The following is a 14,227-nucleotide window of genomic DNA, read 5'->3' as shown; positions in this document are numbered from 1 at the left end:
GTTAACTTGATATCTCGCCTTTTCTGATCATATTGGAAAGTTTCTGTAGATCATCGGGAGTTGGAATATAGCCGCGCTGAAAAGAAGGAGCATGGGCCCGTCCGCGCAAATGGTCATTAGCCCATCCGACCACTGCCTTATGGAAAAATCCGGGATTATTGACAACAATATGTGCCTTGGCCACGCCATCCTCTTTTTCAGCCTGAAGTGAAAAATTGGATTCGTGGACATGGTGAATATAAAGAGGCTGCGCTACATGCTGAAATTTTCCGCCAACCATCAAACATTGCACCCAGTAATCCCAATCTTCATAGGATGTATTCTCTCGGTAACGAATCCCGGCATCCCATAATTCACGGCGATAGATAGAGGCTGATGCCACCGTATTCTGAACCCGTAGATGGCTGGGGTTGAAATCAGACAGATTGCGAATGAAAGATTCACCGGGTGCAACTTCATGGTAATCTGAATATACTATTGAAACTTTCGGTTTTGATTCTAGCAGGCCGATGCTTGTTTCCAAAAATTTCGGTCTCATTTCATCATCCGGATCAAAGCAGAGCAGATACTTTCCCTCGGCTTGCGCAAGACCGTGGTTCCGCACAGGGCCGGGCCTGCCGGACCTCGGCGGCGTCAAGATTTTAAAATCACTGCACTCAAGAATACCTGCCCACTTTCGGGCCTGTTCAAGGGAGTTATCACTGCTGCCATCATCAATAAAAAACACCTCAACATCACGGAGCGACATTGTTTGCGCTGCCAGAGAACCGAAAAAACGATCGGCAAAACGTCCGTAATTATAATTGGGTATGATGAGGGAAAGCAATGTCATGCATTTGTGTCCAGTGCGGAAGTATTTTTTAAACACCTACACTACACTGCTCCAATAAAGCAAGCGGCCCGAAACATAACTGTTCCGGGCCAACTTTTTTTTACTTGAATAACTTAAGATACTCTCCGTAACCTTCCTTTTCGAGATCCTCAAGAGGGATGAAACGCAAGGAAGCGGAATTAATACAATATCGTAGACCTGTGGGCTGTGGTCCGTCATCAAAGACATGCCCAAGATGAGAATCAGCCTTGCGGGACCGCACCTCAATTCGGGTCATAAAGAAAGAACGGTCTTTCTTCTCCACAACACCCTGCCCTTCAATTGGTCTGGTAAAACTGGGCCATCCTGTGCCGGAATCAAACTTGTCTTTGGAACTGAAGAGCGGCTCACCGGAAACGATATCAACATATATCCCATCCCGATGATTATCCCAGAACTCATTACTGAAAGCCGGTTCTGTACCATCCTCACGGACAACCTTGAATTGCAGCGGAGTCAGGATTTCACGTAGTTCAGCATCGTCAGGACGTTTGTAGCCATCAATTTTCTGCACAGGATGCGTGCTGCCTTCTTCCTGCTTCCAATGTTCCTCAATAAAGGAATCCCTGCCGGACAAAAACCTATACCAATTGTAACGAACCGAATTCTTTTTGTAGTAATCCTGATGGTATTCCTCGGCCCGATAAAACTTTTCAAACGGGATAAGCTTGGTTGCAAGAGGCCGTTCAAAAACACCTGAACCGTCTATATCCAGTAAAACATCTGTTGCTATCTTTTTCTGCTCATCATTATGATAAAATATTGCCGAAGTGTACTGCTCTCCACGATCATTGAAAGAGCCTCCCGGATCAGTTGGATCATGATGCTTCATGAAAACCCGCAGAATCTCTTCGTAACTGACCTTGGCGGGATCAAAGCGTACCTGTACGACTTCAAGATGCCCGGAATTACCCGAACTTACCTGCTCGTAGGTTGGATTATCCACATGTCCACCGGAATAGCCGGAAACAACTTCAAGGACTCCGTCAACTTTTTCAAGATCAGACTCAACGCACCAAAAGCATCCACCGGCAACAGTTGCGATTTCATAACTATTTGTAGTTTTTTGCATCTTGATTTCCCCTCTGCTTTCAACAGCAAATGCCTGCCCTGCAAACAATAAGACCATGAAACAAAGATATGGCAGCAATGTTTTCATACCCTATCCTCATATTAATAATTATTACCAATAAAATATAACCATATCGCCCATAGTCAATCAATTAGAGAAAACAAAAAGGCACAGCCAAATCAGACTGCACCTTTTTATAAATTGAACTTCTGTTTTTTATTTGATGGGAAAATTGAAATAGTTTTCTGGAAAGGGTTCAAATTCAAGGGTAAAATGCCACCACTCTTCCTTCAAGGGCTTGAATCCGTTACGAACCATTATTTCGCGAAGTAAAGCACGGTTTGAACGCACCTGTATGCTCATATCCTTGTTTCCAGGCCATGACTCAGGTCCAAAATGATCAAAACCTGTACCCATATCAAGTTCCTGACCGGTTTTGATGTCAATTATGGTCAAATCTACAGTTGAACCACGGGAATGGCTCGATTTTTCAGCAATATACCCATCGCGGAAGAGATTCTTCTTCTGTACTCCGGGATAGTATTTCTGCTTCATGCGAGTGTCGTTCAAATCCTCTGCCCAGCGCACAAAATGAAGAACAGCGTCCTGCGGGCGGTAACCGTCAAAAATCTTGAGACCTAGCCCAAAGGTAGCGAGGTCCTTTTGAGCTCCTGCCAATGCAGCGGCGGCATCACGGGTCAGAATAATCCGCTTGGCTTTATAACCATCAATACGTTCGCCTACAAAATTATCATTTCCAAAATAGCGGACATCATAAACAACGTCAGAGAGGATATTATCCAGATAGCAAAACTCATCGGGCAATCCATCCTGTCCGCAGAAAGCGACAGAGAATGAAAACAACGTACTTAAAACAATTGCCAGCACACAATATTTAAAACTACGCATCTGACCTCCAACGTCCAAAGCACAACAATATATTGGCATTATCAAACTGATTGCAGTAAAACAAAAATGAATATAGGCTTTTATTATTAAAGTCTTTCACCAAAAACAATTCACGTTATAATGGCAGATTCAACATCCATCTCTATATCAAGGAAATATAAGGTTCTGTGCTCACTTATATCCTGCACATTATTAACAGCATACATGCTGTGCTTTCCCTGCGCAAGTTATGCCCAAAAAACAATTGTCACCATTCCTAAAGCAACCATTTTTAATTTCTGGCGAATCGTATGCATGGGAGCCCATGCAGCTGTTGAAGATTCAGACATCACCCTGATCTGGCGCGGACCAAGAGTGGAGAACAAGCCCAGTGCACAGCGGCACCTTCTTGAATATTATATTGATCAAAAAGTTGATGCTATTGTACTGGCCCCTATGGACCGCAAAACACTGAACCCTTACATTGAAAAAGCTTCAAAAGCAGGCATCAAAATTGTCATTATTGACTCGCCTGTAACCACTGATTCCATAGACGGCTTCATTGCAACAGACAATTACAAGGCAGGCGCTATGGGAGCTGAGCTGATGGCCTCCAAACTAAAAGGGACGGGGCCGGTTCTGGTGGTCGGGCACTCTCCGGATAATGGTTCATGTGCTTTGCGGGAAAAAGGATTCATCGATAAAATGCAGGCTCTGTCTCCGGGACGCACTATTATCACCATCCATATGCTTGACGGCAGCGAGCGGGAAACAAGGCTTTCCACAAAAGAAATTTTGACGAACACCCCCTCTATCGCTGGAGTATTCACAACCAACGAAGCCACTTCAGATGGAGTCCTGCATGTTATGCAGGACCGCAACGAAACTCACATTCCGTTTATTGCCTTCGATTATAATCAAAAGTTGCTCGAAGGGGTTCGCAACAAACAAATTGAAGCACTTATCACTCAGAGGCCTTATGCTCTGGGGTTCTTCGGGGTGCGCTCAGCTATCGAGCTGCTTAATGGAAAGAAAATTTCAAAACATATGGAAAGTCCGGTCACAATAATAACAAACGACAATATCGATGAAGCCGGGGCATTGCGCTGCTTGCGCAAAATATCCATTAAGGAAAAGGCTGCTTGCCCCATATGTTTTAACTGACATTAAGCTGAAAAGATTCCGGGCATTGACAAATGCCAAGAAGAATCAAAGCAAATTACAAATAAGATATTTTACAAGCTGTTACATAAGATATTCGCTGTATTGCCTAATATAATTGTCCGGAGAACCTGAATATGAAAACCAAGCACATAAACATAGAGAACATACCCGCAATCCTTTGGGGTGAAGAATCCGAGAATCTGATTATTGCTGTACATGGCAACAAAGCAAGCAAAACGGACAATTCAATTGTCGTACTTGCAGAAGAAGCCACCAAGTCAGGATATCAGGTCTTAAGCTTTGATCTTCCCAAGCATGGGGACCGTGAGAAAGAGCCCCGGCTTTGTAAGGTACAAAACTGTGTTCAGGATTTGAGATCCATAATGGATTTCTCAAAATCAATCTCAAAAAATATCGGTATTTTTGCATGCAGTATAGGTGCTTACTTCAGCCTCCTCGCATATAAGAATGATGCAATACAACAAAGCTTATTCCTTTCTCCTGTTGTGGACATGGAATCGATCATCACAAAGCTAATGACTTGGTTTGATGTAACCGAAGAAAGACTTAAGCAGGAAGAAACCATATCTACCCCTATCGGTGAAACTCTCTATTGGGACTACTACTGTTACGTAAAAGAAAATCTCGTAACTTTATGGAATTCCCCCACATCAATTCTTTACGGTTCAAATGACGAACTGTGTGATTTTAAGACCATTTCTGCTTTCAAGGATAAATTTAATTGCGACTTGGAAATACAGGAAGGCGGTGAGCACTTTTTTCACACAGAAGAACAGATGTCGTACTATAGAAACTGGTTGAAGGAATCACTCTTGGAAAAATAATAAAGGCCGGAACTCTAAGGAACCGGCCTTACATACAAGACTATTTTCTTTAAATCAGCCACCGAACCAACCGGGAGCCAAAACTTCCATTGCCTTTGTGTAGTGAACACGCAAATCTTCGAGCTTGCCGGAGATTACTTTTTCCTGCTCACCGAGACTGGTGGGGCATACATCTTTCATCTGTTCTACAACAGCTTCCAGTTCTTTCATGGTCGACTTGAGATGCACGATCTGATCCTTGAGATTATCGGACTTGTCGTCAGCCAGAACGTCATACAGCCGTGATTTCCACGAATTGAGCTCCATTTCCAAGCCCTTGCAATAGTGATTTACAGCCTGCTGTTTTGATTCTTCAGTGCTACAACCGTCAATACCTACGCAACTGGGACAAGGTCCGGGATAATCCATATTAGCCATAACAAACCTCCAAATAATAAATTTAAGGACTCTTGAATTTTAACACGCTATATCGGCATTGACATTATTTTTCTTAAAAAAACTCTCTTCCTATAAACAGCTACAATTTAGAACTTTATTAAAGTCAAGAGAGTAAGCACACACTCCATAAAAACAAACAGCATTTATTTTTTAAATACCTTAGCCCCATTTTCTGACATAAGCATCTACATCAAATTTACGGCGGCAACCCCGCTCATTCATATAACGAATGGAACCGAAAACTGAGCGCTTTTTCCACCCACGATCATGCACCCCGCCAATGGACCAAAGCGCACCCACATATCCGTTAGGATCACGCCCGTCCAATTCAAAACGATCATTAAGTGCAATGGTAATGCTCAATGCTTCTTCTGCTGAGGCGGACCATTCCAGAATTTTTTTGGCCCAATACATACGCATGTACCCATGCATGAATCCCGAATGAACCATCTGACTCTGAGCCGCATTCCACAATGCTGAATGAGTACGCGCCTGTTCAAAATCTTCATACGAATACAGATAAGCCCGTCGATCTGCTGAATGCTCAGATAGGGTTTTCTGCGCCCACTCCGGTGCTGCATCCAGCGAATCATAATTTGGGGTATGCAAACAAAAATTATCTGAAAGCTCACGACGAATAATGAGCTCTTCAAGGTATGAGTCCACACTCTCCCCTGTAGGCCTGGCAGCAACTTCCAATGCTGCACGTTGGGGAGCCAGTTGCCCAAAATGGTAATAAGCCGAAAGACGTGACGTTGCTTCAGCATTGGGGTCATTACGCTTTTCCGCGTAAGCCCCAAGGCCGTACGTTACAAACTCATCAAGAGCAGCATGGGCAGCCGACTCACCGGGAATCAGATCAACCGGACCGACAGTTTCATCCACTTTAATGGAACTGCGTACCTGTTTCCAATCGACAACCGGGAACCCCTCTCCCTTTACCTCAGCTGAGGCTAATTCAGGGAATTCCTCTAAGAATTCCGGAAGCAATCTCTGGATCTTGGGTCTGATTGTACGAGCCCCATACTCACGCTTATCAGTCACAAAACGGGCCGGAACTATATTATGACCATCAACCTCAAGCAGCGGGATATCAATCTTCTGCCCGACATTTTCCTGCCATTGCTGCTTTATGCGCAGGGGATCGAAATCTGTAACCACGGCTCCTGCGCGAATATTAGAAACAAAAGCAGGCAATGTTTCATCAGGTTGCCCACTGAGCAGAACAAAGTCGTAACCAAGCTTCCGCAAATCCTTTTCAACCTGCTGCATTCCATTGAGCATGAAATCATAATGGCGCAATGTTGCTCCCAGAAAAGAAGGAACAAGGCAAAAGACAACAATCAGCGGGACTTTGTCTCCGGCAAGTTCACGGGCATGGAGCAGCCCCCAATTATCGAAGACTCGCTGTTCACGACTCATCCAATAGACGATCGGTCCCCCTGAAATTTCAGCTGAGTTGAGTTTTTTTATTCGCCTAACATCAACTTTAGCCATTATCCTTTCCTCCGGGAATACGACACCTCGGAGCAGGCCCCTCTACCAGTTCAGGACCTTCCATTAAGCGGCACCCGCTCTTCTCAGCCAAGGCACGGGCCATCCCCTTAAAAACAAGTGCATGAAACGGATAGACCGACCACCAATAAAGGATTCCCCCCAGACCGCGTGGAAGAAATCGTGCTGTCATAGTCAATTCAGTGTCCCCAACGATGGTATTCTCAAGAGTAAATTCAAGCAGCGCCTCTCCGGGCAATTTCATCTCCGCCAGCAGAAGCAGCCTTTCACCGGGCTGAACATCCAGCACCCGCCAAAAATCAAGAGCATCACCGACGCTGACCTCGGAAGGATGTCTGCGCCCACGGCGCAAGCCGACCCCGCCTACAAACTTATCCAGCCATCCGCGCATAGACCAAAGTGCATTGCAGCAATACCAGCCTTCCTCTCCGCCGATGGATATAATTTTTTTCCAAAGATCATCGGCACATCCTTCCAACTTTACCCGATATGCTGAATGGTAGACTGTACCACCGGAATATCCGGCATCTCCACAAATGGCCCATTCCGGTGTTCCAAGGGTTCCGGCATCGGACCAGCAGGTATCAACAACTTCCTGCTCAACTTTATTTAACGCACGACGGATAGCAGTCCGGCAATCTGTCAATTCACAGGGCATGATTTCACGGATGCGGTAATCCTTGCAGACTACCCTGTTACGCAGCCCCATTACCAGCGGCACAGCTAGCGAAACCGGAACAGGGGACACCAGCCCCAGCCAATAGGAAGACAATTTTGGTGACACAAACGGCACCGGGATGATCAGACGCTTACGCAATCCTGCCTCTTGCTGGTAAATACGGAACAACTTTTCATATGTCTCAATAAAAGGCCCGCCGATATCATAGCTCTCACCGGCGGTTTCAGGGTGCTCAAGACAACCGGAAAGATAAAACAAAACATCACGGATGCTGATCGGCTGACTCTCGGTTCGTACCCAGCGCGGGGTGATCATCGCAGGAAGACGATCCACCAGATAACGTAGAATCTCAAACGAAGCACTCCCCGAACCAAGGATGACCGCAGCCCTGAGCGTAGTACACGGCACCTCTCCTGCGGAAAGTATATCTGCAACCTCAGCTCTTGATTTCAGGTGGTGGCTGATATTCGGATCATCCGGAACCATACCGCCAAGATAGATTATCCTTTCCAATCCAGCCTGCTCTGCAGCATGAACAGTATTTTGCGCCGCAATACGGTCTTTTTCTGCAAAATCGGAACTGCCCGGTTGCATGGAATGCACCAGATAGTAAACAGCGGAACAACCCTGCAAAGCTTTTTCCAGTGATTCCCGATCAAAAAGATCCGCTTCTGCCAATTCACAATTTTCATGGAAGCTATATGGCCGGGTGCGCAACTTGGCCTGAGAACGCCCGACAGCTCGGACTTTCCAACCTTGATTTAAAAGTTGCGGAACAAGCCGGCCTCCTACATATCCTGTGGCTCCCAACACGCAAATCAACTTGTTTTGACGATCAGACATGATTCCTCAGCATTAGTTCTGCGGGATAAGGGTTGAGGTAGAATTGTTGCTCCAAATATGTCTTTCCATATTTGCGCACGTAATGATTAAGCATGGTTACCGGAACAATCAAAGGGATAAGGTTTTTATGAAATTGGTCAATCAATTTCAACATTTCCTGTTTCTCATCTGGCGATAGATCTTTCTTAAAATGTCCCAAGACGTGAGTCAGTACATTTACATGCTTCTTGACTGTTGGCCTATAAGTAAGAGCCTTGAAAAGCATGGCTGCATATTCTTTACTTAAGGATGAAGGATCAGCACTTCCTGCTGTAGACACAAGCCTGCCCATCTCGCGGTAAATGACTTCGTTATGAACCATGATCAACATTTTATGGCGGGTATGAAAATCAACCAGCTTAGCAGGAGAAAGACCGTCATCTGCAACATCGCGCCACCGTTTAAAGGTAAAAATGCGATTAATAAAATTCTCTCTGATTCCGGCATCATGCAACCTGCCGTCATCTTCGCATGGAAGTGACGGGAAGTGATCCATAACCATACGGGCCCAGATTCCGGTGCCGGAATAAAATATTTTCCCGTCATCACCAAAGACCTTCATCCGGCCCAAAGCATTTGAAGGGGAGCCATGCTTAAATATATATCCGCTGAGATTTTCCTTATCCAATGCGGCTAATTTTTTACGCCCCCATTCCTGCATGCGCCCGGTCCAGTCCTCTCCGGAATTACGACCCACCAGTCGTGGATTCTCCAACTCTCCCACCAGCCGGACAGCCTCACGGGGAATGCCCATACCGCATTCCGTTTCAGGACAGACAGGAACCCATTCCACAAACTGACCCAACACATCCCTTAAGTAACGATCCAGCTTGTGAGAACCATCATAGCGAACATTTTCACCCAACAAACATCTGGCTATCCCAATCCTGACTTTTCCTGCTTCAGTTTCTATTTTTGTCATTCCAGTCTCCTTTATACGCAAGCATACTTTTTTATAAACTAACTCATATACAAAAGGAAAACCATACAAGTAAGAAAACATCTTCTAATTTACCATCCACAAAACTTCTTCCGACAAAAAAGAGAACTCTTTTTTGAATTCTTTAATGGAAAAAAACACTTTTTTTACATATTATAAATATTCTCAAAAACCTTAGGCAATGATTTAGGCTTCATGGACGGTCCAGCAAATATGAAATCACCACAAGCAGCATTAAAAGAAGCCCGGAAGAAGGCTATGGATGCGGAAAAGAACATCAAGGTGCTTCTTGATGCAAACACGCAATCCATACTGCTTCTTGAGAATGACGGAACTGTGATTCACGTCAACCGCATAGTTGCCGACATTTTAAAAACTACGCCTGAATCACTTACAGGTAAAAATATATTCGACTACCTGCCTCCTGAGCTGGCCGCATATAGAAAGCATATGTTTGACAACGTGGTTAAGAGCGGGGAACCAATCAAATTTCAGGATACAAGAGAAGGCAGAATAATACTCCATTCGCACTACCCTATAATCGAAAACGATAAAGTTTCCAGAGTGGCGATTTATGCTGAAGACATCACAGAAGTAATAAACAAAGAGCGTGAGCTGGCGCATAGCAAGCACCTGCAATCTGTACTCTATGAAATTATCTGCCAATTTAATTCAGCAAAAGATCTTAATGAGTTGATGCAGTCGATACATGAAATAATGCTTAAGGAGCTTAAAGCAAAAAATTTCTTTATTGCCCTAATCGATCAGGAACAGGAAGAACTGGTGTTTACGTACTGTGTAGATGAAGGAATCAGTGAATATCCACCAATACAAAACATATTCGACCCGGATAACAACAGAATAAGTCTGCTGCCAATCAAGAACAACGAAATTGTCCAATTAACCAGACAAGAGATAATCAAGTCTGTTGAACACGGTTCCTTAGAAGTTATGGGCCGGATTCCTGAGATATGGATCGGGGTTCCCATGCGGGTGCGCAATACCCCCATAGGGGTACTGGTAATTCAGGACTATGAAAATTCTGACATCTTTTGCGAAGAGGATATTCAACTATTTTCAGCCTGTTCCCATCAGATAGCCTTGGCAATTGAACGAAAGAAATACGATTTAGCCATCCGAGAAAGCGAAGAACAATACCGGGCTCTTTTTGAAAACAACCACTCGGTCATGCTCATCATCAACCCGCAGACAGGCAAAATACTGGACGCAAACACAGCTGCGACAGAATTTTACGGATATTCCCATACTGAACTGCAAGCAAAGAATATATTTGATATAAATGTTCTTTCGCGCGCAGAAGTAATCTCAAACATGAGTGAAGCGCATAAAGCAGACCGGACAAACTTTATATTCCAGCATCGTTGCAAGAACGGTGATATAAAAGATGTTGAAGTCTTTTCAGGACCTTTTAATCATAATGGTAAGACCCTGCTCATATCAATCATTCATGACATTACTAAACGATTAAAAAACGAAAAGGAACTTTCCGCAGCCAAAGAATCTGCAATTCGCGCCAATAAGACAAAAGATGAATTTCTAGCCAACATCAGCCACGAGATAAGAACTCCGTTGAACGGCGTCATGGGGATGTTGCAGGTCATGAACTCAGCAAAACTTAATCAGGAACATAGGAACTGCATCAGTGTAGCCCTGCAATCTTCCCGTAATCTACTGCGTGTTTTAGATGACATTCTCGACCTGTCGAAAGTTGAAATGGGTACTCTTGATCTTTTTGAAGATAAATTTTCCCTGAACAAGCTATTGGAAGAAAGCATCAACCTATTCAAACCGCAAGCCGAAAAGAAAGAAGTTGATTTATCATACTCCATTTTCCCGGAAACTGAATCCTACTACTTTGGTGATGAAGGCCGCATCAGACAGATTCTTTTCAACCTCATTGGAAACAGCATTAAATTCACCGACCACGGTGAAATAAGAGTCGAAGCTAGAGCCGGTCCGGGAACCTGTCAGGACAAGAACAACCTGCATTTCACTGTAAGTGACACCGGGATAGGCATTCCTGAAGACTACCAGGAACGTATTTTCGATTCATTTACTCAGGTAGATGGTTCGCTCTCAAGACGATACAAGGGTGCAGGGCTGGGACTTGCCATTGTTAAAAGACTTATCGAGCTAATGGAAGGCTCAATTAAAATTGAAAGTTCACTACATCATGGAACTACAATAAGTTTTACAATTTCCTTGAGAATTGCAGATCCCCCTGAACCAAACCAAAACAAAAAGTCCGATTCTATGATAGAAACTCCCATACTCCACATCCTACTGGTTGAAGATGAACCCGTTAACAGAATGATGGCCCGTAAACTGCTCGAACGTATGGGCCACAAAGTAACTTGTGCGGAGAATGGAGCTCATTGCCTTGAGATTTTGAGTGAAGGTGTTTTTGATACTATCCTTATGGATATCCAGATGCCCATTATGGACGGACTGGAAGCTACCCGCACAATCCGTACCTCTAATAGTTTTATAAACGTGCGTGACATTCCAATTATAGCTCTTTCCGCACACGCAAATAAGGAAAGCAGGTACTCAGCTCTTGAAGCCGGAGTTAACGGCTATCTCTGCAAACCATTTGAAATGAAAGACCTTGAAAAAATTATCGCCGGAACAGCGCATCGGGATTAAATCCAGCCTGATCCAACTCCTGAAAGAGTTGACATAGAGGCATTTTCAAAGGCATTGAAGTGAACTCGGCAGATTACTCAAATAAAACGGAAACAAATGAATGGAGTTTTTATGGCTCAATATGCGGATATTTTTGATCAGGAAATGATGAGCAGTCTCTTTCCAAAAGACAGGACCAACGATTTTTTCGAGGCTCTTTTCGGCGATGCAGAGGAAGGCAGCTACGATATTTCCCTCGCTTACGCCGGGGATAACGGCAATACTGTAAATTTCGAGCTGCAATTGCACCAGCGTCCGGGATGCTGTCTGGCCTGCAACCTTACATACGGTCTGCCGCAGGTATTCTCCCGCCATCCGATCATTAATATTCAAGGTGTCGCTGAGAAAGTAGGCGAAGCAGTAGGCAAACCAGAAAACGTGACTTGGAAACTCGGCGCTACTCAGGAAAAAAGTAGAGAACTTCATGTAATTCCGCTTTCCATAAGCCTGAGCTAAACGTACACTATATTTTAAGCGCAAAACAGGCCCGTGTCCTCCAAGTGGGCACGGGCCTGTAGTCGCTTAAAAGAAAAATCACGTAATTATAATGTAAATTCAGTTGAATCAAACCTGACGAAAAGGTAATATACATAGAAATTAACCACTTCAGGAGCGGGGAATGCTTGAAGAGCTTCGTTACGGTATCTTTTCCAACAATTCAAAACACATATCAAACGACAGACTGACTCTGGTCGGACTTGGCGCATCTGATATATATGTTTATTCCACCTGGGATAATGCAATAAGTGCTCTGGAAAACGGCGAAATCGATGTCGCCCTTGTCGATGAATCATTACACGACACTTCCGGTGCTGATTGTGTTCGAAGGATGCGCCGCCACGCCATGCGTTCACTCCCCGTAATAATGGTCACCCCGGACCAGCGCAAAGAATCAGTATTAGACTCAATTGCCGCCGGAGTCGGTGGTTATGTATTGCGCCCATACAGCATGGAAACCCTCAAACGCCACGTATTTGCCGCATACATGAGTGCCAGCCCCGATGAAATTGAAAAAGAACTTCTCAATTCATCATGGGATCTTGTAGCCAACGGCAGCTTCGATGAAGCAATCGACAGTTTTTCAGAAATCATAGATGAAGTCACCGAAGCTGGAAAAAGCCCTGCGGAAGAATATTTTGATAAGGGCTTGAACTTCCTTTCACAGGAAAAATTCGGCAAGGCCATCATCGCCTTCAACAAGGCAATCGCCCTCAATGAAATGTATGCTGAAGCTTACAAAGGTATGGCCGATGCTTACAAAGGCAAAGGCGATATGGGCAATTATCAGGACTACCTGAATAAAGCTGCTGACATATACGCTGTTCAGGACAAACTTGATAATGTGAAAGAGCTCTTCGTTGAGATTCTCCAAAACGAACCGGATGCAGTAAACCCCTTCAACCGACTCGGCGTAAAACTGCGTAAAGACGGAGATTATCAGGGAGCCATCAAAGCCTACCATCAAGCTTGCACATTCACTCCCAACGATGCCAACCTTTATTACAATATGGCACGCGCTTATACCTACGCGAAAGAATACGAAAGCGCCCTGAACTATACAGAACTCAGCCTGCGTCTTGATTCAAGCCTTGAACCGGCAAGATCATTACATAAACAAATCGTCAAATTACTCGAGAAGATGAAGAAGGATAATCCCGCATCAGATACCGAATCTCCTAAAGTCAGCATTGATGATGAGCTGGAAGAATAGACATCTCCTCAATCCCCTTTCTCAATATCCAACAATTGTTGCTTAATTTTTGTGCCATGCGCAAATCCAGCCAGACTTCCATCGGCAGCAATCACCCGATGGCAGGGAATTATTAGCGGTACAGGATTTTTTCCATTCGCCGTTCCCACAGCCCTGCTCGCATTTTCATTCCCAAGAGCAATCGCAATTTCTTTGTAGGATCGAGTCTCTCCGCAAGGAATTCTACACAGCTCCGACCAAACACGCTTTTGAAAATCCGTTCCCTGCGGATCTAACTTTACATTAAACTTAGAACGGTTACCGGATAAATACTCTTCAATCTGGCCTTTTATATCCGAGAAAAAATCGTCATCACGTATCCAGCCGGGGTTAATTTCAAACACACGGCGACCTTCGCCGGTCTGCATATGCAAATGCGACAGTCCATCCTCGCTACCTGCCAGAATAATTTCGCAAAGCGGGGTCATGAATCTTGTATAAAAAGTGCCCATAAGAATTCACCTCCAAAGAGTTCAA

Annotated in this window: 13 protein-coding genes; 5 read left to right on the top strand and 8 right to left on the bottom strand. The window is 44.5% G+C overall.

The window, feature by feature from the left end; all coding sequences use genetic code 11:
- Window position 1: 1 nt before the first annotated feature.
- From DESAL_RS04865 to DESAL_RS04855, 3 genes are all read right to left on the bottom strand, one after another.
- On the bottom strand, window positions 2-832 hold the full coding sequence (locus DESAL_RS04865; RefSeq protein ID WP_015850850.1) for a glycosyltransferase family 2 protein: 831 nt from the start codon (window positions 830-832) through the stop codon (window positions 2-4).
- A gap of 100 nt (window positions 833-932) precedes the next feature.
- A complete protein-coding gene (gene msrB / locus DESAL_RS04860; RefSeq protein WP_015850849.1) occupies window positions 933-2,030 on the bottom strand; it encodes a peptide-methionine (R)-S-oxide reductase MsrB in 1,098 nt (365 codons plus the stop codon).
- A 129-nt stretch (window positions 2,031-2,159) separates the two neighbouring features.
- Window positions 2,160-2,852 (bottom strand): M15 family metallopeptidase, encoded by a 693-nt coding sequence (locus DESAL_RS04855; protein ID WP_015850848.1) that lies wholly within the window; start codon window positions 2,850-2,852, stop codon window positions 2,160-2,162.
- A gap of 204 nt (window positions 2,853-3,056) precedes the next feature.
- On the opposite strand from DESAL_RS04855, the gene DESAL_RS04850 reads away from it, so the two are divergent.
- Window positions 3,057-3,995 (top strand): ABC transporter substrate-binding protein, encoded by a 939-nt coding sequence (locus DESAL_RS04850; RefSeq protein ID WP_015850847.1) that lies wholly within the window; start codon window positions 3,057-3,059, stop codon window positions 3,993-3,995.
- A gap of 134 nt (window positions 3,996-4,129) precedes the next feature.
- Window positions 4,130-4,840: an alpha/beta hydrolase gene (locus tag DESAL_RS04845; RefSeq protein WP_015850846.1), complete on the top strand. Its 711-nt coding sequence runs from the start codon at window positions 4,130-4,132 to the stop codon at window positions 4,838-4,840.
- 54 nt (window positions 4,841-4,894) lie between these two features.
- Here DESAL_RS04845 and DESAL_RS04840 read toward each other — a convergent pair whose 3' ends face one another.
- The 4 genes from DESAL_RS04840 to DESAL_RS04825 form a co-directional block, all read right to left on the bottom strand.
- Complete coding sequence (locus DESAL_RS04840) at window positions 4,895-5,257, bottom strand: hypothetical protein (RefSeq protein WP_015850845.1); 363 nt, start codon at window positions 5,255-5,257, stop codon at window positions 4,895-4,897.
- 180 nt (window positions 5,258-5,437) lie between these two features.
- The gene (locus tag DESAL_RS04835; RefSeq protein ID WP_015850844.1) at window positions 5,438-6,775 is read right to left on the bottom strand and encodes a deoxyribodipyrimidine photo-lyase; all 1,338 of its coding nucleotides are present in this window, start codon (window positions 6,773-6,775) and stop codon (window positions 5,438-5,440) included.
- Window positions 6,768-8,315 (bottom strand): SDR family oxidoreductase, encoded by a 1,548-nt coding sequence (locus tag DESAL_RS04830; protein ID WP_015850843.1) that lies wholly within the window; start codon window positions 8,313-8,315, stop codon window positions 6,768-6,770. Before DESAL_RS04830 ends, DESAL_RS04835 begins: the two co-directional genes overlap by 8 nt.
- Window positions 8,308-9,276 (bottom strand): YbgA family protein, encoded by a 969-nt coding sequence (locus tag DESAL_RS04825; RefSeq protein WP_015850842.1) that lies wholly within the window; start codon window positions 9,274-9,276, stop codon window positions 8,308-8,310. Before DESAL_RS04825 ends, DESAL_RS04830 begins: the two co-directional genes overlap by 8 nt.
- 231 nt (window positions 9,277-9,507) lie before the next feature.
- On the opposite strand from DESAL_RS04825, the gene DESAL_RS19655 reads away from it, so the two are divergent.
- The 3 genes from DESAL_RS19655 to DESAL_RS04810 all read left to right on the top strand — a co-directional run bounded on the left by DESAL_RS19655 (window position 9,508) and on the right by DESAL_RS04810 (window position 13,711).
- Window positions 9,508-11,961 carry an ATP-binding protein gene (locus DESAL_RS19655; protein WP_197528788.1) on the top strand — a complete coding sequence of 818 codons (2,454 nt, stop codon included), beginning with the start codon at window positions 9,508-9,510 and terminating at the stop codon, window positions 11,959-11,961.
- A 111-nt stretch (window positions 11,962-12,072) separates the two neighbouring features.
- Window positions 12,073-12,456 carry a hypothetical protein gene (locus DESAL_RS04815; protein ID WP_015850840.1) on the top strand — a complete coding sequence of 128 codons (384 nt, stop codon included), beginning with the start codon at window positions 12,073-12,075 and terminating at the stop codon, window positions 12,454-12,456.
- 163 nt (window positions 12,457-12,619) lie between these two features.
- Entirely contained in the window at window positions 12,620-13,711 is a 1,092-nt protein-coding gene (locus DESAL_RS04810; RefSeq protein WP_015850839.1) for a tetratricopeptide repeat protein, read from the top strand.
- 8 nt (window positions 13,712-13,719) lie between these two features.
- On the opposite strand, the gene DESAL_RS04805 is transcribed toward DESAL_RS04810, so the two are convergent.
- Window positions 13,720-14,202 (bottom strand): methylated-DNA--[protein]-cysteine S-methyltransferase, encoded by a 483-nt coding sequence (locus DESAL_RS04805; protein ID WP_015850838.1) that lies wholly within the window; start codon window positions 14,200-14,202, stop codon window positions 13,720-13,722.
- Window positions 14,203-14,227 lie beyond the last annotated feature (25 nt).

Source organism: Maridesulfovibrio salexigens DSM 2638, assembly GCF_000023445.1.
GTDB classification, from domain to species: domain Bacteria; phylum Desulfobacterota; class Desulfovibrionia; order Desulfovibrionales; family Desulfovibrionaceae; genus Maridesulfovibrio; species Maridesulfovibrio salexigens.
The sequence above is the reverse complement of the archived record's forward strand: the minus strand, read 5'-3'. Positions and strand labels throughout refer to the sequence as shown.

What these genes read in the sequence shown, in the direction of transcription:
- DESAL_RS04865 (WP_015850850.1), bottom strand. Translation starts at nt 832, where the DNA reads ATGACATTGCTTTCCCTCATCATACCCAATTATAATTACGGACGTTTT.
- msrB (WP_015850849.1), bottom strand. Translation starts at nt 2,030, where the DNA reads ATGAAAACATTGCTGCCATATCTTTGTTTCATGGTCTTATTGTTTGCA.
- DESAL_RS04855 (WP_015850848.1), bottom strand. Translation starts at nt 2,852, where the DNA reads ATGCGTAGTTTTAAATATTGTGTGCTGGCAATTGTTTTAAGTACGTTG.
- DESAL_RS04850 (WP_015850847.1), top strand. Translation starts at nt 3,057, where the DNA reads ATGCTGTGCTTTCCCTGCGCAAGTTATGCCCAAAAAACAATTGTCACC.
- DESAL_RS04845 (WP_015850846.1), top strand. Translation starts at nt 4,130, where the DNA reads ATGAAAACCAAGCACATAAACATAGAGAACATACCCGCAATCCTTTGG.
- DESAL_RS04840 (WP_015850845.1), bottom strand. Translation starts at nt 5,257, where the DNA reads ATGGCTAATATGGATTATCCCGGACCTTGTCCCAGTTGCGTAGGTATT.
- DESAL_RS04835 (WP_015850844.1), bottom strand. Translation starts at nt 6,775, where the DNA reads ATGGCTAAAGTTGATGTTAGGCGAATAAAAAAACTCAACTCAGCTGAA.
- DESAL_RS04830 (WP_015850843.1), bottom strand. Translation starts at nt 8,315, where the DNA reads ATGTCTGATCGTCAAAACAAGTTGATTTGCGTGTTGGGAGCCACAGGA.
- DESAL_RS04825 (WP_015850842.1), bottom strand. Translation starts at nt 9,276, where the DNA reads ATGACAAAAATAGAAACTGAAGCAGGAAAAGTCAGGATTGGGATAGCC.
- DESAL_RS19655 (WP_197528788.1), top strand. Translation starts at nt 9,508, where the DNA reads ATGAAATCACCACAAGCAGCATTAAAAGAAGCCCGGAAGAAGGCTATG.
- DESAL_RS04815 (WP_015850840.1), top strand. Translation starts at nt 12,073, where the DNA reads ATGGCTCAATATGCGGATATTTTTGATCAGGAAATGATGAGCAGTCTC.
- DESAL_RS04810 (WP_015850839.1), top strand. Translation starts at nt 12,620, where the DNA reads ATGCTTGAAGAGCTTCGTTACGGTATCTTTTCCAACAATTCAAAACAC.
- DESAL_RS04805 (WP_015850838.1), bottom strand. Translation starts at nt 14,202, where the DNA reads ATGGGCACTTTTTATACAAGATTCATGACCCCGCTTTGCGAAATTATT.